At 68.3% G+C, this 17,877-nt stretch carries 18 protein-coding genes and 1 pseudogene; 9 read left to right on the top strand and 10 right to left on the bottom strand.

Features of this window, described 5'->3' with window-relative positions; translation table 11 throughout:
• Positions 1 to 163 precede the first annotated feature (163 nt).
• A complete protein-coding gene (locus tag QMK34_RS42425; protein WP_326420488.1) occupies positions 164 to 670 on the bottom strand; it encodes a DoxX family membrane protein in 507 nt (168 codons plus the stop codon).
• A 216-nt stretch (positions 671 to 886) separates the two neighbouring features.
• On the opposite strand from QMK34_RS42425, the gene QMK34_RS42420 reads away from it, so the two are divergent.
• From QMK34_RS42420 to QMK34_RS42405, 4 genes are all read left to right on the top strand, one after another.
• Complete coding sequence (locus QMK34_RS42420) at positions 887 to 1,645, top strand: MerR family transcriptional regulator (RefSeq protein WP_326420487.1); 759 nt, start codon at positions 887 to 889, stop codon at positions 1,643 to 1,645.
• Between the two features lie 121 nt (positions 1,646 to 1,766).
• Positions 1,767 to 2,957 carry an ATP-binding protein gene (locus QMK34_RS42415; protein WP_326420486.1) on the top strand — a complete coding sequence of 397 codons (1,191 nt, stop codon included), beginning with the start codon at positions 1,767 to 1,769 and terminating at the stop codon, positions 2,955 to 2,957.
• A gap of 251 nt (positions 2,958 to 3,208) precedes the next feature.
• Positions 3,209 to 3,358, top strand: a complete 150-nt coding sequence (locus QMK34_RS42410) for a hypothetical protein (RefSeq protein ID WP_326420485.1) — start codon at positions 3,209 to 3,211, stop codon at positions 3,356 to 3,358.
• Between the two features lie 246 nt (positions 3,359 to 3,604).
• The gene (locus tag QMK34_RS42405; RefSeq protein WP_326420489.1) at positions 3,605 to 4,525 is read left to right on the top strand and encodes a bifunctional helix-turn-helix transcriptional regulator/GNAT family N-acetyltransferase; all 921 of its coding nucleotides are present in this window, start codon (positions 3,605 to 3,607) and stop codon (positions 4,523 to 4,525) included.
• Positions 4,526 to 4,550: 25 nt separating this feature from the next.
• Here QMK34_RS42405 and QMK34_RS42400 read toward each other — a convergent pair whose 3' ends face one another.
• The gene (locus QMK34_RS42400) at positions 4,551 to 5,132 is read right to left on the bottom strand and encodes a peroxidase-related enzyme (RefSeq protein WP_326420484.1); all 582 of its coding nucleotides are present in this window, start codon (positions 5,130 to 5,132) and stop codon (positions 4,551 to 4,553) included.
• Positions 5,133 to 5,208: 76 nt separating this feature from the next.
• Between QMK34_RS42400 and QMK34_RS42395 the strand changes: the two genes are divergently transcribed.
• Genes QMK34_RS42395 through QMK34_RS42385 form a run of 3 tightly spaced genes read left to right on the top strand, consistent with a single transcriptional unit; the run spans position 5,209 to position 6,929 of the window.
• Positions 5,209 to 5,565, top strand: coding sequence for a YciI family protein (locus tag QMK34_RS42395; RefSeq protein ID WP_326420483.1), 357 nt, complete (start codon positions 5,209 to 5,211; stop codon positions 5,563 to 5,565).
• 3 nt (positions 5,566 to 5,568) lie between these two features.
• The gene (locus tag QMK34_RS42390) at positions 5,569 to 5,700 is read left to right on the top strand and encodes a hypothetical protein (RefSeq protein ID WP_326420482.1); all 132 of its coding nucleotides are present in this window, start codon (positions 5,569 to 5,571) and stop codon (positions 5,698 to 5,700) included.
• Positions 5,697 to 6,929 carry an RNA polymerase sigma factor gene (locus tag QMK34_RS42385; protein ID WP_326420481.1) on the top strand — a complete coding sequence of 411 codons (1,233 nt, stop codon included), beginning with the start codon at positions 5,697 to 5,699 and terminating at the stop codon, positions 6,927 to 6,929. Before QMK34_RS42390 ends, QMK34_RS42385 begins: the two co-directional genes overlap by 4 nt.
• A 70-nt stretch (positions 6,930 to 6,999) precedes the next feature.
• Here QMK34_RS42385 and mctP read toward each other — a convergent pair whose 3' ends face one another.
• Positions 7,000 to 8,709 carry a monocarboxylate uptake permease MctP gene (gene mctP, locus QMK34_RS42380; protein ID WP_326420480.1) on the bottom strand — a complete coding sequence of 570 codons (1,710 nt, stop codon included), beginning with the start codon at positions 8,707 to 8,709 and terminating at the stop codon, positions 7,000 to 7,002.
• Positions 8,706 to 8,984 (bottom strand): DUF3311 domain-containing protein, encoded by a 279-nt coding sequence (locus QMK34_RS42375; protein ID WP_326420479.1) that lies wholly within the window; start codon positions 8,982 to 8,984, stop codon positions 8,706 to 8,708. Before QMK34_RS42375 ends, mctP begins: the two co-directional genes overlap by 4 nt.
• A gap of 255 nt (positions 8,985 to 9,239) precedes the next feature.
• Here QMK34_RS42375 and QMK34_RS42370 point away from each other — a divergent pair.
• Positions 9,240 to 10,796, top strand: a pseudogene (locus QMK34_RS42370) (alpha/beta hydrolase).
• Positions 10,797 to 11,042: 246 nt separating this feature from the next.
• Positions 11,043 to 11,306 (top strand): helix-turn-helix domain-containing protein, encoded by a 264-nt coding sequence (locus QMK34_RS42365; protein WP_326420478.1) that lies wholly within the window; start codon positions 11,043 to 11,045, stop codon positions 11,304 to 11,306.
• On the opposite strand, the gene QMK34_RS42360 is transcribed toward QMK34_RS42365, so the two are convergent.
• The 6 genes from QMK34_RS42360 to QMK34_RS42335 form a co-directional block, all read right to left on the bottom strand.
• Positions 11,289 to 11,888 (bottom strand): EndoU domain-containing protein, encoded by a 600-nt coding sequence (locus QMK34_RS42360; protein WP_326420477.1) that lies wholly within the window; start codon positions 11,886 to 11,888, stop codon positions 11,289 to 11,291. The genes QMK34_RS42365 and QMK34_RS42360 overlap by 18 nt on opposite strands.
• Before the next feature lie 77 nt (positions 11,889 to 11,965).
• The gene (locus QMK34_RS42355; protein WP_326420476.1) at positions 11,966 to 13,213 is read right to left on the bottom strand and encodes a hypothetical protein; all 1,248 of its coding nucleotides are present in this window, start codon (positions 13,211 to 13,213) and stop codon (positions 11,966 to 11,968) included.
• Positions 13,207 to 13,812, bottom strand: coding sequence for an ABC transporter ATP-binding protein (locus QMK34_RS42350; RefSeq protein ID WP_326420475.1), 606 nt, complete (start codon positions 13,810 to 13,812; stop codon positions 13,207 to 13,209). The genes QMK34_RS42355 and QMK34_RS42350 overlap by 7 nt, the downstream gene beginning before the upstream one ends.
• Positions 13,809 to 14,702 carry an LLM class F420-dependent oxidoreductase gene (locus QMK34_RS42345; RefSeq protein WP_326420474.1) on the bottom strand — a complete coding sequence of 298 codons (894 nt, stop codon included), beginning with the start codon at positions 14,700 to 14,702 and terminating at the stop codon, positions 13,809 to 13,811. The genes QMK34_RS42350 and QMK34_RS42345 overlap by 4 nt, the downstream gene beginning before the upstream one ends.
• 92 nt (positions 14,703 to 14,794) lie before the next feature.
• Positions 14,795 to 16,618 (bottom strand): phosphoenolpyruvate carboxykinase (GTP), encoded by a 1,824-nt coding sequence (locus QMK34_RS42340; protein WP_326420473.1) that lies wholly within the window; start codon positions 16,616 to 16,618, stop codon positions 14,795 to 14,797.
• Between the two features lie 378 nt (positions 16,619 to 16,996).
• On the bottom strand, positions 16,997 to 17,731 hold the full coding sequence (locus QMK34_RS42335; RefSeq protein ID WP_326420472.1) for a DUF6802 family protein: 735 nt from the start codon (positions 17,729 to 17,731) through the stop codon (positions 16,997 to 16,999).
• Positions 17,732 to 17,877: the final 146 nt, after the last annotated feature.

Here is a 17,877-nt window from a genome sequence, read left to right as displayed (position 1 = left end):
TGAGGGCACGGTCTTCAGGAAGGTCTCACAAAACCCTGGCCACACGAGTGCTCACCCACCACCAGCCACCACGCCCAAGCCTACGAACCCGACCCGAACAAACCCCATTAGGCCACCATGACGGCGTATTACGCCGTCATGGTGGCCTTCAGAGGCATTTACGTCAGTTGGGGAGGGCCTTCTCGGCGCGCTTGCCGACCCGCTCAGCGGCCTTGCCCGCCTTCTTCGCGGCGCGGCGGGCGCGCCAGCCGAGCGAGGGCTTGCCACCGGTGTCCGCGGCCGCCAGCAGGAGGCCGCCGCCGAGTGAGGCGTTCTTGATGAACTGGATCTGCTGCTGCTGGCGCTCGGCCGGGTCCTTGATCTCCCAGAACCGGTGCGCCGCGAGCGTCGTCGGCACCAGGCTGCCGAGCAGGAGCAGCGACGCGAGCCGCGGCGCTTTCCCGGTGGCCAGCGCGAGACCGGCGCCGATCTTCACCCCGGCGTCGATGCGGACGAGCGTGACGGGGTCGCGCGGCAAACCCTCGGGGATGACCCCTTCCAGCTTGTCGAAGGAGTCCGTCAGAAACGGCTCAGCGGCCTTCGCGTGACCCTGCGCGTCACGAAGGGCGCCGATGCCGCCGAAGATGAAGATCGAAGCAAGCAGTGGACGCGCCACGCGACGGAGAATCACGAGTTCCTGCCTTCCAGGCCGAGGGGTATTGGTACCCCATGAAAGTTACGCCCAGAATGCCCAGTCGTCTCGAGGTCGAACCACGCTAGCGCTCTATTCGGGCGTATTGCTCTGAATCTAGAGAGTGATAGAAACCAGTAGCGACGAGATTCGCGGTTGACCTTGACGCGGCGTCAACCTCTACCTTGGGTTTCACCGAGACGGAGGAGGGCGGCGGTGACCGGATCGGAGTGGTCCATCCAGGACCTCGCCCGCTCGGCCGGGACGACCAGCAGGACGTTGCGCCACTACGGCGCGATCGGCCTGCTCGAACCCAGCCGGGTCGGCGGCAACGGCTACCGCTACTACGACGAGCACGCGCTGGTGCGGTTGCAGCGCATCCTGCTCCTGCGCGAGCTCGGCCTCGGCCTTCCGGCCATCGCCGAGGTCCTCGACGGGCAGCAGGACAGCACGTCGGCCCTCGAAACCCACCTCGAGCTGCTGGAGCAGGAGCGACAGCGGCTCGGGCGGCAGATCGAATCGGTGCGAACGACGCTCAAGAAACTGAAGGGAGGTGAACGACTCATGGCAGACGAGGTTTTCGACGGGTTCGACCACACGAAGTACGAGAAGGAGGTCACCGAGCGCTGGGGCGCCGACGCGTACAAGAAGGGTGACCAGTGGTGGAACTCGCTCGACGCTGACGGGCAGAAGGCCCACCAGCAGGAGCAGCTCGACATCGCGACGGCGTTCGGCGCGGCCAAAACCGCCGGTGAGGCCGTCGGCAGCGACAGCGTCCAGGCGCTGACGCAGCGGCTGCACCAGTGGCTGGCCCCGGCGGTCCGGACGGTGTCCAAGGGCTACTTCAAGGGCCTTGGCCAGCTGTACGTCGACGATCCGCGCTACGGCCAGTACGACGAAACGCACGGCACGGGGACCGCGGAGTACATCCGCGACGCGATGCGGGTCTACGCGGACCGGCACCTCACCGACTAGGCGAGGACAGGAAGGGACCGGGGCTGCAGACCCGGCCACCACTCGAACGGCCCAAGGACACGCGCTAAGGAAATCTGCCCCACTATCGGACTGACGTTAGAAACACCGATAACTTGGCAGAGTGGATCCCATCCGCAACCCCTTCGCCCCGGGCGCCGGTCAACGGCCACCCGAGCTGGCAGGCCGCGAGCGCGAGCTCAAGGCGTTCGAGGTCGTGCTCGAACGGGTCTCACGCGGCCGCCCGGAACGCAGCCTGATGCTCACCGGCCTGCGCGGGGTCGGCAAGACCGTGTTGCTGGGTGAACTGCGGTCGATGGCGATCCGGCACGGCTGGGGCGCGGGGAAGATCGAGGCCAGACCGGATATCGAGCTGCGGCGGCCGCTGTCCGCCGCGCTGCACCGCGCGATCCGCGACCTCGCCGTGCGACATCGTGCGCCCGATCGGGTGGAGGACGTCCTCGGCGTACTCAAGGCGTTCGCGCTTCGGGCCAACAAGCCGGACGCCAAACTGCGCGACCGCTGGCAGCCGGGCATCGACGCACCCGCCGCGCAGGGCCGGGCCGACTCCGGGGACATCGAGATCGACCTGGTGGAGCTGTTCACCGACGTCGCCGGGCTCGCCGCCGACGTGGGCACCGGCGTCGCGCTGCTGATCGACGAGATCCAGGACCTGCTGCCAGAGGACGTGTCCGCCCTGTGCGCGGCCTGCCACGAGATTTCCCAGTCGGGCGCGCCGCTCGTCGTCGTCGGCGCCGGACTGCCACACGTGCCCGCGGTGCTTTCGGCCTCGAAGTCCTACTCCGAGCGGCTGTTCCGCTACGCGCGCATCGACCGGCTCGAGCGCGACGACGCCGACCTCGCGGTGATGGCGCCGATCGAGCGTGAAGACGCGGGCATCGAGCCCGAGGCCCTCGACGCGTTGTTCGACGCTTCCGGGGGCTACCCGTACTTCATCCAGGCGTACGGCAAGGCGGCCTGGGACGCCGCGCCCGCGGATCCGATCACCGTCAAGGACGTCCAGGTGGCCGCCCCGGAGGCCGAGGCGGAGCTCGCAGTGGGCTTCTTCGGCTCACGCTACGAGCGCGCGACGCCCGCGGAGCGGGAGTACCTGCAGGCGATGGCCGAGCTGACCCAGGGGCGTGACGAGCCCGCCGGTACCGCCGATGTAGCCGTCTACCTGGGGAAAAAGCCCTCATCACTCTCGCCTGCCCGAGACAGCCTGATGAAGAAGGGCCTCGTGTTCTCCGGCGAACGCGGGCAGATCGCCTTCACCGTGCCGCATTTCGGCCACTACCTGCTCGGCCGCGACTGATCGTCTCCGTACCGCCTTCCGGGTCATAGTCCTCGCTACGGCTATATCGAAAATTTCGTAGAGAGCCCTAGAAGGCCATAGGCGTTACCTGGACGTGACCGGCGACACTGCATCTCTCCGGATTAATCCGCAATCTACCGATGATTCATCGGCTGGTGCGCCAGATCACCGTTGAATCGTTGGACTCCTTGTGAAAAAGGGGGCATACTTAAGTCACAAGCCACCGAGACCCCAAAGGGGATGCAGAACCGATGAACAACATCGCCGCCAAGCTCCGAGCCCGCCGCGCCGAAACTCGTACTCGCCGGGCCCTGAACCGGGCGATCGACACCGCGGCCACCGCGACCGTTCGTCAGGAACTGATCGCTATCGCCCAGGCGCGTCAGGGCTACATGCGCTGATTTCGCACGAAAGGGTGCACTTTGCTCCATTGGAGTGACCTGCACCACAAAGTGCCTCAGGTGTAACGCCGCGGAACGCCGCGTCGATACCCACTACGACCCCGTGATGCTGGCGGACCCCCGACCTGGCAGCATCACGGGGTTCCCATTTCTCCGAAACCCCGGCGCGAGCACTTGCCCGGGGTTTTGTTTTGAGATAATACTTGACCAAGTCAACGAATTTGTTGAGGTGGTCAATGAACAAGCCTGGACCGGACGAAGCGCATCACCGCCGTTCGCGCCTTCAACCGCCTGTACACCGGCGTCATCGGTGTCCTTGACGAAGGCCCCGCCGACGCCGAGTACTCCTTGAGCGAAGCGCGAGTCGTGTTCGAACTCGCCCAGCAGGACACCACTCCCGTCACTGACCTGCGCAAACGCCTCGATCTCGACGGTGGTTACGCGAGCAGGCTGCTCGGCAAGCTCGAAACCCGCGGCCTGGTCGCGCGGGAGCGCAGTGGGGAAGACGCCCGCCGCCAGCTCGTGCGCCTCACCGAGCAAGGCCGCGCCGCCTTCGACACGCTCAACACGCGAAGCACCCAGCGCATCGGCTCGCTCCTCGAACGCTTCGACGACGATGACCAACGTCGGTTGCTCGCCGCGATGCGCACGATCACCGGGCTGGTCGGGGACCGGCGGCCCGATCCTGTTCTCGTCCTGCGGCCACCCCGACCGGGTGACCTCGGCTGGGTCGTCCATCGGCACGGCACGCTCTACGCACAGGAACACGGCTGGGACGAGCGGTTCGAAGCGCTGGTCGCCCGGGTCCTGGCGGAGTTCACCGATCACCGTGCCGATCCCCGCCAGGGCGGCTGGATCGCCGAGCTCGACGGCGAGCGCGTGGGCAGTGTCTTCTGCATGCGGGGTCGCGACGACCAGACCGCCAAGCTGCGCGTGCTACTGGTCGAGCCGGCCGCGCGCGGGCACGGCGTCGGGCGTCGGCTCGTCGCGGAATGCCTCGAGTTCGCCCGCCTCAGCGGGTACACCGCGATCGAGCTGTGGACGGTTTCCCTGCTCACCGCCGCCCGCCGCATCTACCAGGCCGCGGGCTTCCAGCTGGTCTCCGAGGAGCCGCTGGACGATTTCGGTCCCGCACTGACCGGCCAGACCTGGCGGCTGGAGCTCTGACCGCCACGAAGACGGGGGTTCGCCCTCAGCGTTCCCGCGGCAGCCTGCCCATCAGGAAGAACTCGGGGTTCGGGCGCAGGGCGGTGAGGTGGGCCAGCCGGTTGGACATCGCGAACAGGGCGGTGATGGCGCCGACGTCCCAGATCTCGTCGTCGGTCAGGCCTGCTTCGCGGGCCAGGTCGAGATCGGCGTCGCCGAACGCGGCCGAGTCGTGGGAAAGCGCGAGCGCGAGGTCCACGATCGCGCGGCCGCGTTCGTCGAGCTCGACCTGCCAGGGATTGCTCGACACCCGGTCGGCCAGCTCCGGGTCCTTCGCGCGGACCCGCAGGATCGCGCCGTGCGCGACGACGCAGTAGGTGCAGTGGTTCGCGCCGGAGGTGGCGACGACGATGAGCTCGCGCTCGGCCTTGCTCAGCCCGTCGGAACGCTCCATCAGCGCGTCGTGGTAGTCGAGGAACGCGCGCAGCTCGGCGGGACGATGGCCCAGCGCGAGAAAGATGTTCGGCACGAACCCGGACTTCTCGACGATCGCCTGGATGCGCTCGCGCAGGTCTTCCGGCAGGTCCGCGAGATCCACCACGGGGAACCGGCTCACAGCTGTTTCCATGAAACCCACCGTAGCCGTGTCGATTTGCCGTGGCCTTGTTCGTCTCGGGACCATCAATCGGAAAATGGAGGAAATCATGGCTCACTACGCAGGATTCATGCGCGGCACCACCGACGCGCAGGCCCACCTCGGCCCGGACGAGGGACAGCGCGTGCTCGAGAGCTATCTCGCCTGGTCGGACGACCTGACGAGGCAGGGAAAGCTGGTCAGCGGCAATTCGCTGTCGCTCGACGGCCGGGTGCTGCGGCTCGACGGGGACGCGCTGGCGTCGACGGACGGGCCGCACACCGAGGCCACCGAGGTGCTCGGCGGTCTCATCGTGATCGACGCGCACGACCTCGACGAGGCGGAGAAGACCTTCGGCGGCCATCCGCACCTGCGGTTCGGCCCGATCGAAGTGCGCCGGGTCGAAGACTGCCGCGACGGGAACTGAGCGATGGCCCGGTTCGTGGATCTGATGACGTTCGCCACCGATCCGGTGGTCGAGGACGGCGTCGGCGCGATCGTGCCGCACGAGAGCACGCTCGACCTGGACGCCCCGCGCGCCGAGCACCCGAGCCGGGTATGACGTCGTCGGCCGGCGTGGTGGAGCACCTGTTCCGGCACAGTGCCGGGCGGATCACCGCCACGCTGGCCCGCGCGCTCGGCCCCGCGCGGCTCGACCTCGCGGAGGAAGCGGTGGCGGACGCGCTGGAGCAGGCGCTGCGCACGTGGCAGCACGCGGGGGTGCCGTCGAATCCGGCGGGCTGGCTGTTCCGGGCCGCGCGCAACCGGGCGCTCGACGTCGTCCGCCGGGAGCGGGTGTTGCGGACGAAACTGCCACAGCTCGCTGTGCCGGAGCTGGTGGTGGCGGAAATCTCGGCGGACGACGAACTCGCGCTGATGCTGCTGTGCTGCCATCCCGCGTTACCGCAGGTCTCGCAGGTGGCGCTGACGTTGAAGACCGTCGGTGGACTCGGGGTGCACGAGATCGCGGCCGCCCTGCTGACCCGGCAGTCGACGATCGCGCAACGGCTGGTGCGTGCGAAGAAGTGGCTGCGCGAGTCCGGCAAACCGATCGACCTGCCGGGGCCGGACGCGCTGGAGTCCCGTGTGGACAGTGTACTTTCGGTGCTCTACCTGCTGTTCAACGAGGGCTACGACGCGACGACCGGGGAGGTCGCCGTCCGCGGGGAGCTGTGCGGCGAGGCCATCCGGCTCGGGAGACTGCTGCTGGCCGAGCCACGCACGGACCTGCCGCGGGTGCGCGCGCTGCTGTCGCTGATGATGCTGCAGGCCGCCCGGCTGCCCGCGCGGGTCGACGCGGACGGCGACCTGCTGCTGCTCGACGAGCAGGACCGCGGGCGGTGGGACCACGAGCTGATCGCGGAGGGCGTCGCCCTGTTCGAGCGGGCGTGCACGGGACCGCGGATGTCGGCGTACCACGTGGAAGCCGCCATCGCGCTTTGTCACGTCGCGAAGTCACCACCGGACTGGCCGCGCGTCGTGACGCTGTACGACGACCTGCTCGCGATCCGGCCGTCACCGGTCGCCCGGCTCAATCGCGCGATCGCCCTGTCGATGGTGGACGGCCCGGCCGCGGGCATCGCCGAACTCGAGCGCCTCATCCCCAAGCTGCCGGACTACACCCTGCTCCCGGCCGCGCTGGGCGCGCTCCACCTCCGTTTGGGCGACCCCGTTCGGGCCGCGGCCCACTACCGCCGCGCCCTCACGCTGCAGTGTTCAGAACCCCAGCGCCGCTTCCTGCGCGGCCGCCTGACCACCTGCGAGACACCGCCCACCCCGCAAAGCCCCTGAAGGCCACCATCACGGCGTATTACGCCGTGATGGTGGCCTTCAGGGGCAATCGAGACCGAGGCCCGCGGCGCTAGTGGACGCCGATGGGCCGGAGGTCCTTGTCGTCCTCGTCGGTGTGGTAATCGGTCGCGTCCGTGTCGTCGGTGCCGTTCGAGACCTTCATGCGGCGCGCGATGATCGTGACGAGCACCGCGACGACCAGGTTCGCGATCAGCGCCACGAAGCCCGGGTAGACCTGGACGGCCGAACCGGCGAACGGGTGCCAGCCGAGGATCGACAGGTCGCCCATGGGCAGCGCGGAGCCGCCGAAGTGCGCCTTGCCCGCCTTCGGGTTGGGGATGCCGTAGAGCATGATCAGCCCCCAGCCCATCCCGACGATCCAGCCCGCGATCAGGCCCCAGCGGTGCAGCCAGCGGGTGTACAGCGAGATCGCCACGGCCGGGAGCGTCTGCAGGATCAGCACCCCGCCGATCAGCTGCAGGTCGATCGAGAACTGCGGGTCGATGAACAGGATGAACGCCACCGCGCCGAACTTCACCACCAGCGAAGCCAGCTTCGCCTGCTTCGCCTGCTGCTTCGGCGTCGCGTTCTTCTTGAAGTACTCCTTGTAGATGTTGCGCGTCCACAGGTTGGCCGCGGCGATCGACATGATCGCCGCCGGGACCAGCGCGCCGATGCCGATCGCGGCGAACGCGATCCCGGCGAACCACGGTGGGAACTGCGTGTCGAACAGGACCGGGATGACCGTGTTCGTGTCCGGGCGGCCGGTCGCGGCGTTGACGATCGGGGCGATCGGCTTGCCGGTCGACGGGTTGATCGCCGCGATCGCGACGTAGCCCAGCAGCGCGAGCAGGCCGAGCAGGAAGGAGTACGCCGGGAGCGCCACCATGTTCCGCTTGATCACGTTGCGGCCGCGCGAGGCCAGCACGCTGGTGAGCGAGTGCGGGTACAGGAACAGCGCCAGCGCCGAACCGAGTGCCAGGGTCAGGTACTGCAGCTGGTTGTTCGGGCCGAGCACGATCGAGCCGGCGGGCTTGCCGGTGACCGCGTCCTTCGCACCGAGCTTCGTCGCCGCGGCGTCGAAGATGTGCGACCAGCCGCCGACCTTCGCGGGCAGGTAGATCAGCGCCGCGATGATCACCAGGTAGATCAGGATGTCCTTGACGAACGCGATGAGCGCGGGCGCCCGCAGGCCGGACTGGTACGTGTAGAAGGCCAGGATGATGAACGCGATCAGCAGCGGCAGGTGGCCGACGATGCCGGAGCCGTTGAGGCCCATCGTCCGCAGCACCGACTCGAGGCCGACCAGCTGCAGCGCGATGTACGGCATGGTCGCGACGATGCCGGTGACGGCGATCAGCAGCGCGAGCGTCGGCGAGCCGAACCGCCCGCGGACGAAGTCGGCGGGCGTGACGTACCCGCGGACCCGCGAGACCGACCACATGCGCAGCGCGGGCAGCAGCACGATCGGGTAGACGATGATCGTGTACGGCAGGGCGTAGAAGCCGATCGCCCCGGCGCCGAACACCAGCGCGGGCACCGCGACGAAGGTGTACGCCGTGTAGAGGTCACCGCCGAGCAGGAACCAGGTGATCCACGAGCCGAACTTGCGGCCGCCGAGGCCCCACTCGTCCAGGTGGTCGAGGCTGTTGCCCGCCTTCCACTTCGACGCGAGGAAGCCCAGCACCGTGACCACCAGGAACAGCACGGTGAAGATGATCAGCTCGGGCCACTGCAGCCCGCTGCCCGGCGCGGCCGCCGCGAGGGTCTGGGTTGTCACTTCTTGGTCCCCTCGTCCAGGTCGTCAACGGTCAGCTTGCCGGGCTGGTGGTTCTTCCCGACGTTCCGCGTCATCGCGTAGACGATGCCGACACAGGCGACGCCGACCAGCACGAAACTCAGCTGGAACCAGTAGAAGAACGGCATCCCGAACAGCCGGGGCGCGTCGAAGTTGAACAGCGGCGTGATGAGAATCCCCAAGGGGATGATCAAGAGCAGGTTCCATGGGCTGAACTGCAGCCCCTTCACCTTCCCGCTGGACTTGGCTGACGACATCGGACCCCACCTAACACTCCTGTAACAAGCCGACCGTGCCGATGACCCTAGGACTTCGCGCCGCGCTCGTCACGCGTGTCCGATATCGATTTGATCGCCGCCCGTTCGTGATGCGACGAAGGGCGGTTGTCCTGGCCGCCGTCGCCGGATATCACTACACAGTCGCGAGCTGCGAAAATTCGCATAGGACTACAAAGGGGCAAACGGACGAATCGACTCCGCTACGCGGTGGTGATCCCGGCGATCGCCGGCACCATGCAGGCCGGGTGCACACCAGCTTTCGACGGCCAAGAGGCCAAGCAACCGCTGAACTCGACGAACATCCCGGCGAAGTACACGAACCAGAAGCTCGACTGACACGTCTGCACGGCCACCGATCTGCCGACCCCGCCGCCCGCCGGCGCGGAGGGCATCGAGTGCGCGACCTACAAGACCCCGCGCAACTGGTTCCGGACGAACGAGCAGATCGACCTCACCATCGCGGTCAGCCGCCTCAAGGCGACCGGTGGCCCGGCCACGGCCAGCGTCATCACCAACCCCGGCGGCCCCGGCGCGCCCGGCCGGAACTTCCCCGCCCGGCTGCGCAACCAGACCAAGCTGCGGGCCACCCAGGAGATCGTCGGCTTCGACCCGCGCGGCACCGGCAAGAGCACCAACATCACCTGCGGCGGCGCCATCGGCACTGGCTCGGACCTCGACCCGCGTGACCGCGGCAAGGGCAACCTCAACCTGATCCTGGACGCCACCAAGTACGCGGCGAACTCCTGCCAGGTGAAGTCCGGCGAGCTCGGCCCGCTGATCAACACCGACCAGACCGTGCACGACATCGACCTGCTGCGCGTGCTGCTCAAGCGCGACAAGATCAACTGGGTCGGCTACTCGGCAGGCACCTGGATGGGCGCGCACTACGCGCAGCGGTTCCCGACCAGGACCGGCCGTTTCCTGCTCGACTCGTCGACCGAGTTCACCACGACCTGGCAGAAGTCGTTCGACTGGCAGCCGCTCGGCTTCGAGCGCCGCTGGCGCCAGGACTTCCTGCCGTGGCTGGGCCAGTACGACAAGCTCTACCACTTCGGCACCTCCGGCGAGAAGGCTCGCCAGACCTACGAAACGGTCCGCTACGCGCTGACCCAGGCCCCGGTCGAGCTGGACGGCGCGAAGGTCTCCGCGAACGGGATGGACGCGTTCATCGCGTCGCAGATCTACTCGAAGCGGGCGTTCCCCGGCCTGGCCGACTACCTGGTCAACGTCCGCACGCTGACCCAGGGCTCGAGCAGCCAGCAGAAGTCCTCGGCCGCGCAGAAGGTCAAGGCCGAGAACACGGCCAGCGACGTCATCGGCCCGCAGCCGCTGATGGTGCCGAGCGACGGCGACGCCTACGACGCCAGCTTCTGGTCCATCCCCTGCAACGAGGGCCCGTGGACGGGTAACCGGCAGAGCGTCATCAAGCAGTCGCAGAAGCTGATCGACAAGAACCAGCCGCTGCTCGGCGCGGGCTGGCTGATCCAGCCGTGCATCTTCTGGCAGAACCCGCCCGCCCCGCTGCTCCCGATGGACGGCGTTGGCGTCCCGCCGATCCTGATGGTCCAGTCGGTGCACGACCCGGCGACCCCGATCGAGGGCGCGACCCGCGCGCACCAGGCGTTCGCGAACTCGCGGATGATCACGGTGACCGGTGAGGGCGACCACGGGATCTACGCCGGCGGCAACGCGGGTGTGGACAAGGTGGTGGAGGACTACCTCGTCGACGGCAGGGTGCCCGCCGACCAGAGTCTGCCCGGTGTCCCACTTCCGGTGCCTCCCGGCGCCTGAAGCCCCTAGGGATTGTGGCCCCGTCGAGCTTCGGCTCGGCGGGGCCTTTTCCTGCGCCCTCCACAGACCTGTGCACAGAGTTATCCACAGGCTGGGGACAACTTCTGTGCGCAACTCGTCCAGCCGGTGAAGCCCCTGAAGGCCACCATCACGGCGTCTAACGCCGTGATGGTGGCCTTCAGGGGCACGTGGTGGGGTCGGGGCACTATGTCGACAGGCTGCGGGGACCGGTATTAGTATTGGGTCATGGTGCGGGTGCCGTTGACTAGTGAAGAGCGCGAGCGGGGCGAGCGGCTGGGTTGTGTGCTCCGGGAGGCGCGCGCGGGGCGCAGCATGGTCGACGTCGCGAACGAGGCCGGGATCTCCGTCGAGACGCTGCGCAAGATCGAGACCGGCCGGATCCCCACCCCGGCGTTCTTCACCGTGGCGGCGATCGCGGACACCGTCGGGCTGCCGCTGGACGCGTTGCGGGCGGCCGTCGAGCCGAACTCGCTACCGCAGGCCAGTTAGTCCCGGTTCGGGGCGCAGGCGGTCCAGGATGTGCTCGCGGTCGTTGAGGTGCGCGCAGCCGTTGATCGGCAACTCGTAGCTGTTGAGCAGCCGCTCGAAGTCGGCGAACTCGTCCACCGCCAGGCTGAGGCCCATCAGCGTCGCGTGCGCCGCGAGGACGTCGGCCAGCTCCTCCCACTCGCCCGACCACAGCAGTGTCCGGTAGTGCGCCAGGTCTTCGGCCGGAAGCCGGTCGGCGAGCTGTTTGAGCAGGCTGTCGCCGAAGAAACTGATCCGCCCGTCGGCGAGGTCGGCCACCGTGGGGTTCGCGGGGTCCTTCGCCGTGTCCGGGTTCCGGACCACGCCGGCGCCGCCGACCGGATAACCGGTGTGGACCTGCCCGTCCTCCTCGACCAGCACGACGAGGTGCACGCCGTAGCGCTCACCGGCACAGCGCCAGCGGCCGTTGTACTGGCGGCGCCGGGGCTCACTGGGATCATTCGCGACGTCCTTGACCACCGCGATGATCTGCTCGTCACTCCATCCGGTGGGAAACTCGCTGGTCGCCCTGCGACCCGTTCCCGGTGCGTGTCCGCCGCCCACCTTGACTCCCTCCGTCGCGCAGGAGCCTAACCGCGAATGGCCTATCGAGCTGGGCCGAAGGAGCCAAGGCCACCCGCTCAGCCCAACAGGAGCAGCACGAGGGTGCCGCCGACCAGCACGTCTGGCCCGCGCAGCGCCTGGCCCATCAGCCCGCCGCCGCTGACGGAGTAGTTGATCGGCGGCCGCGCGACAGCGCGAAGCACGGCGAGCACCGCCAGCGGCAGTGCGAGCCACGAACTCCCGGGCACCACGACGCCGAGCCAGAGCGCCACCAGCGCGAGCAGCACGCCCCAGACGGCCACCAGCCCGGCGAACACCAGCCCGTGGACCACGATCAGCTCACGATCGGGTGTCCCCAGCCAGCGCCGCCTGCCCGCGTTGCGCCAGAGCTCGCCGAGCCCGCCGCCGAACGGCATCAGCACCGCGAACGCGCCCAGCGAAAGCAGCACGACCCCGGGCAGCGCGGGAAGCGCGACGCGACCGGCGCCGACCATGATGGTGATCAGCAACGCCGACCCGAAGTAACGCGAGCGCCCGGCGACCCCGGCCAGTGCGAGGCGCAACGCCGTCGGATGCCGCAGCGAGAGCCAGCCGACCGGCCGGGCCTCGGGCAGGATGAGCATCGGGTCGACGAAGGTCACCGCCATCGCCCGCAGCAGGCGGCCGTTCCAGCCCTCGACCAGCGTCAGACGCCCCGCGTGGGACACCGAATCACCGGTGAATGCGGTGACCAGCGCCGCGGCCAGCAGGACCCCGGCGAGCACCTCGACCGGCCTGGGCCCGAGCCCGTCGGCGGCCACCAGCAGCCCCGCCACTGCCAGCACGAGCGGACCGGCCGTCTCACCAGGGAGCCGCGTCCGGCGCGCCGTCGCCATCGCGAGCAGCGCGCTCGCGCCGACGAGCGCCGCGGCGGCGGCCCACGTCTCGTCCAGGCCGCGCCCGGCAGCCACGACCAGTGCGCCGAGGTAGCCGACGGTCACCGTGACCCCGGTCCAACTCGCCCACAGCCGTCCGGCGACCACCCGCCGCCGGTCGACCGACGCGAAGTCCATCCAGGTCAGCTGCGCGGGCTCGGCCCAGACGAAGCCGCGTCGCAGCAGCCCGCGCCAGCCCATCGCGCAGGCGGCGGCGATCAGCCCGTACGCCGCCGGGAAGTCCGTTGTGGACCGTCCGAACAGGAAGTTGTGCCACCACTCCAGCCGATAGAAAGCGGTGACGAGCAGGCCGCCCGCGAACAGCGCGATGAACGTGGCCGTGTCCCCGCTGAAGATCCCGGCGAATCGCTGCCTGCCCGGCACCCGCTTCCTGGCGGCGAGCGTCACCACAGTTCGAGCACGCTGTCAGCCGCCTCCAGCAGCGGCGGATGGTGCGTGGCGACGACCACCGCCGCGCCCGCCGCGGTCGAGCGCGCGATCACCTTGGTGATCCACTCCTTGCCCTCGGTGTCGAGGGCGCGCTCGGGCTCGTCGAGCAGCAGGACCTGGTGCGGCCGGACGGTCGCGCCGAGCAGCAGCAACCGCCGCCGCTGACCGGCGGAGAACTTGCCAGCCGAGATCCGCGCGCGCTCGGCCAGCCCGGCTTCGGCCAGCAGCGTGCCGACGTCGCCGAGGTCGGTCCCGAACGAGCCCGCCAGCAGTTCGAGGTGCTGGATCGGGGTCAGCTCGGCGAAGAAGTCGGAATCGTCGAGCAGCACGGAAACCTTGCGGCGAAAGGCGTTGTCGCGTTCGTCGGGGACGCCGCCCGCCACCCGGACAGTGCCGCGCTGCTTCTCCTGCATGCCGTAGAGGCAGCGCAGCAGCGTCGATTTCCCAGTGCCGTTCGGGCCGACGACCACCGCGCACTCACCGGCGTCGACGCTGAAATCGAGGTCGTCGAACAGCCATTGGTCGCCGACCTTCACCCCGAGACCCTGGACGTCGATCATTTGCCGTGCAGCAATGCGATCACCGGCGCGAGCGCCTCGAGGTTGAACTCGGTCACGGTGTAGTAGCTGAGCCCGTACCGCTCCCGGTGGCCCTCGACCTGCTCCGCGACCTCGGCCGCGGTGCCGATCAACGCCGTCGGCAGCTCACCGAGCTGCCCGGTGGTGAAGTCCGGCACCAGCTTCCGCAGTTTTTCGAGCCCGGCCTGGCGATCGTCGGTGAGAGTGACGAAGTGGGTGAGGATGTTCAGCTCGACCTCGGAGATCCGCGCGCCCAGCGCGGCCTTGGTGAACTCGACGCGCTCGCCGAACTCGGCGGCGTCAGCCAGCGCGAGCTTGCCCTCCGCCTTGACCGCGGCGGTGCCGGTGAAGCCGATGATGTCGGCGTGCTCGGCGGCGAGGGTGAGCAGCCGATTGCCGCGGCCCGCGAGCAGGAGCGGCGGGCCGGGCTTCTGGACGGGCCGCGGCTTGTGGTCCGGGTCGGCGTAGAGCCGCTTGAGCTCCTTGATCGTCCGTTCGAGATGGTCGACCCGCTGGCCGGGCGTGGGCCAGGGGATTCCGGCGGCATCGAACTCCGCCTTCACGTACCCCGCGCCGAGGCCCAGTTCGAGGCGGCCGTCGGTGAACTGGTCGGTCCCGGTGATGTCACGGGCGAGCAGCGCGGAATTATAGAAACCGGCATTGAGGACAAAAGTGTTGAGACGGACGTGTTTCGTGGCTTCGGCGGCGAGCACCAAAGCCGGGAAAGGGGCGGGCATCCCCAGGTGGTCAGCCACCCCGACGACGTCGTAGCCGAGGTCCTCGGCCTTGCGGCATTTCTCGATCCAGGCAGCGCGCGACGCGGGCGCGACCATGTTGACCCCGAACCTGAACGGCTTAACCCCAGCAGTCATACCGCCAACGTACCCACTCGTCCATCGAACGCGCTGAAGGCCACCATGAGGGACTTAGAGTCCCTCATGGTGGCCTTCAGAGGCAGTCAAACCTAGCCGAGGCGGTGCTTGAGCGAGTCGAGTTCGTCGCGGAGCGACGACGGGACCTTGTCGCCGATCTTCGCGAACCACTCCTCGATGAGCGGGATCTCCCGGCGCCACTCCTCGGCGGAGACGTCCAGCGCGAGCTGGATGTCCGACAGCGGCTCGGTGAGGCCCTCGGTGTCGAGGTCCTCCGCCTTCGGGACGAACCCGATCGGCGTCTCGACGGCGTTGCCCTTGCCCTCGACGCGCTCGATGACCCACTTCAGGATCCGCGAGTTCTCGCCGAATCCGGGCCAGAGGAAGCGCTTGTCGTCGCCACGGCGGAACCAGTTGACGTAGAAGATCTTCGGCAGCTTGGCGGCGTCGGCGTTCTTGCCGAGGTCCAGCCAGTGCTTGAAGTAGTCACCGGCGTGGTAGCCGAGGAACGGCAGCATCGCCATCGGGTCGCGGCGCACGTTGCCGACCGCACCGGCCGCGGCGGCGGTGGTCTCGGACGACATCGTCGCGCCCATGAACACGCCGTGCTGCCAGTCGCGGGCCTCGTTCACCAACGGGACTGTCGTCTTACGACGGCCACCGAAGAGGATCGCCGAGATCGGGACGCCCTTGGGGTCGTCCCACTCGTCCGCGAGGATCGGGCACTGCGACATCGGGGTGCAGTAACGCGAGTTGGGATGCGCGGCCTTCTCCTCGGAATCCGGCGTCCAGTCCGCCTTCTTCCACGAAGTCGCGTGCGAGGGCTGGTTTTCCATGCCCTCCCACCAGATGTCGCCGTCGTCGGTCAGCGCGACGTTGGTGAACACCGTGTTGCCCTTTTCGATGGTGCGCATCGCGTTGGGGTTGGTGTGCCAGTCGGTGCCGGGCGCGACGCCGAAGAAGCCGAACTCCGGGTTGACCGCGTAGAGGCGGCCGTCCTCGCCGAACTTCATCCAGGCGATGTCGTCGCCGAGGGTCTCCGCGCGCCAGCCGGGAATGGTCGGCTGGAGCATCGCGAGGTTGGTCTTGCCGCAGGCGCTCGGGAACGCCGCCGCGACGTAGTGGACCTTGTTCTCGGGCGAGATCAGCTTGAGGATCAGCATGTGCTCGGCGAGCCAGCCCTCATCGCGGGCGATGACCGAGCCGATGCGCAGCGAGTAGCACTTCTTACCCAGCAAGGAGTTGCCGCCGTAGCCGGAGCCGTAGCTCCAGATGAGACGCTCCTCGGGGAAGTGGCTGATGTACTTGGTGGTGTTGCACGGCCAGTTGGAGTCCTTCTCGCCCGGCTCGAGCGGCGCGCCCACGGAGTGCAGCGCGGGGACGAACTCGCGCTCGGTGCCATCCGGACGGATGAACTTGTCGAGCGCGGCCTTGCCGGCGCGGGTCATCACGCGCATCGACGAAACGACGTACGCGAAGTCCGTGATCTCGATGCCCAGCTTCGGGTCCTCGTCACCGAGCGGGCCCATGCAGAACGGGATCACGTACATCGTGCGGCCACGCATCGAGCCACGGAACAGCTCCGTCATCGTGGCTTTCATCTCGTCGGGGTGCGCCCAGTTGTTGGTCGGCCCCGCGTCTTCCTCGTTCTCCGAACAGATGAAGGTGCGGTCTTCGACACGCGCCACGTCGTTCGGGTCGGAAGTGGCCCAGAAGGAGTTCGGCTTCGACTTCAGTTGCACAAAGGTGCCGGCTTCGACGAGTTCGGCGTTGATGCGAGCGGCTTCTTCGTCGGACCCGTCGACCCACACCACGCGGTCCGGGGTCGTCAGCTCAGCGACCTCACGGACCCAGGACAGCACGCCACTGTGCGTCGTCGGCGCCTTGTCCAGTCCGGGGATGGCGACTGCGGTCATCTCTACTCCTGACTTCCGACGACAAAAGCCCACACGGAACGGCGGTGTTCCAGTGCGGGCCTCATTGCCGGCGACCGAATGGCTTCGCACACCGGCGGGAAGACCGGTGTGCTGGATTTGGGATTCCCCGAGCGTAGCCGCATGACCAGCAGGTAGCCGAGAGCTGTCCTGTCGGTTCTCTCACAAGAACGATAAGGGAATCGATTCAGATGTCACCGGAATGGGCCAGCGGCCGAAATTCTTCCGGTGAGCGTGGCCACACCGCGCGTGCATCCGAACGCGCGGAGCGACGATTCGGACACGGAAAGGCCCGGCGCGATGATCCGCGCCGGGCCTTTCTGAAGCGATAAACGTGAGCCGGGTTACATCGGACTGTACCTAGTTGGGGCTGATCCACTGCCCGGTGGCCGAGTCGATCTTGGCCACGCCTTCGAGGTGGTCGGGGCCCGCGCCGCCCCACGCGGCGTCGCCGGCGAGGTCGGGGTTCAGCCGCTGCTCGGTGCTGTCATCAACGCTGTCGTCAACGCTGTCATCAACGAGACCGCTGCCGGTCTCGGTCCACTCACCCTTGCCGGTGTGCTCGAACGTGGTGACGTTGCCGCTCGAGTCGGTCTGCACGGCGATGTCGGCCTCGCCGTCGTGGTCCTTGTCGGTGAAGGCGATGGTGCCGCCTTCCTTCGTCTGGACGACTGAGGTGTCGTTGACGCCGTCGTGGTCGGTGTCGATGGTCGGCGCGCCGACCGAGACCTCGCCGTCCGGCATGTCGGCGTGCATCTCGCCGCTGCTGCCGGTGTCGGAGCTGGTGCCGCCGTCGTCGTGGCCGGAGGAGCCGCCCTCGACCCACTGGCCGCTGGCGTCGTCGTAGACGGCCTCCTGGACCGCGTGCCCGGTGTCGTCCAGGACCACGTAGTGATCGGCGACGCCGTCGTGGTTCGTGTCGATGAACGCCTGCGCGGTGCCGTCGTCGTGCTCGACGATCGCGGTGTCGTTGACGCCGTCGTGATCGGCGTCGTAGTTGACCTCAGCGCCGTACTCCTGGCCGTCGACGTGCACTTCCATGGCTTCCGGCCCGCTCGCGGTGGTGTCGGTGCCGCCGCTCTCGTCGACCCACATGGGAGATCCCCTCTTACTCTCTGACCAGGATTGCCGCTTTACCCAACCTCTGACTCACCGTAGGCCCGTTCGGTTCCGGTCCACAACAGCACCTGCCCCTGAAGGCCACCATCACGGCGTTAGACGCCGTGATGGTGGCCTTCAGG

It is taken from the genome of Amycolatopsis sp. H20-H5, from assembly GCF_035828755.1.
Taxonomy (GTDB): domain Bacteria; phylum Actinomycetota; class Actinomycetes; order Mycobacteriales; family Pseudonocardiaceae; genus Amycolatopsis.
The sequence above is the reverse complement of the archived record's forward strand: the minus strand, read 5'-3'. Positions and strand labels throughout refer to the sequence as shown.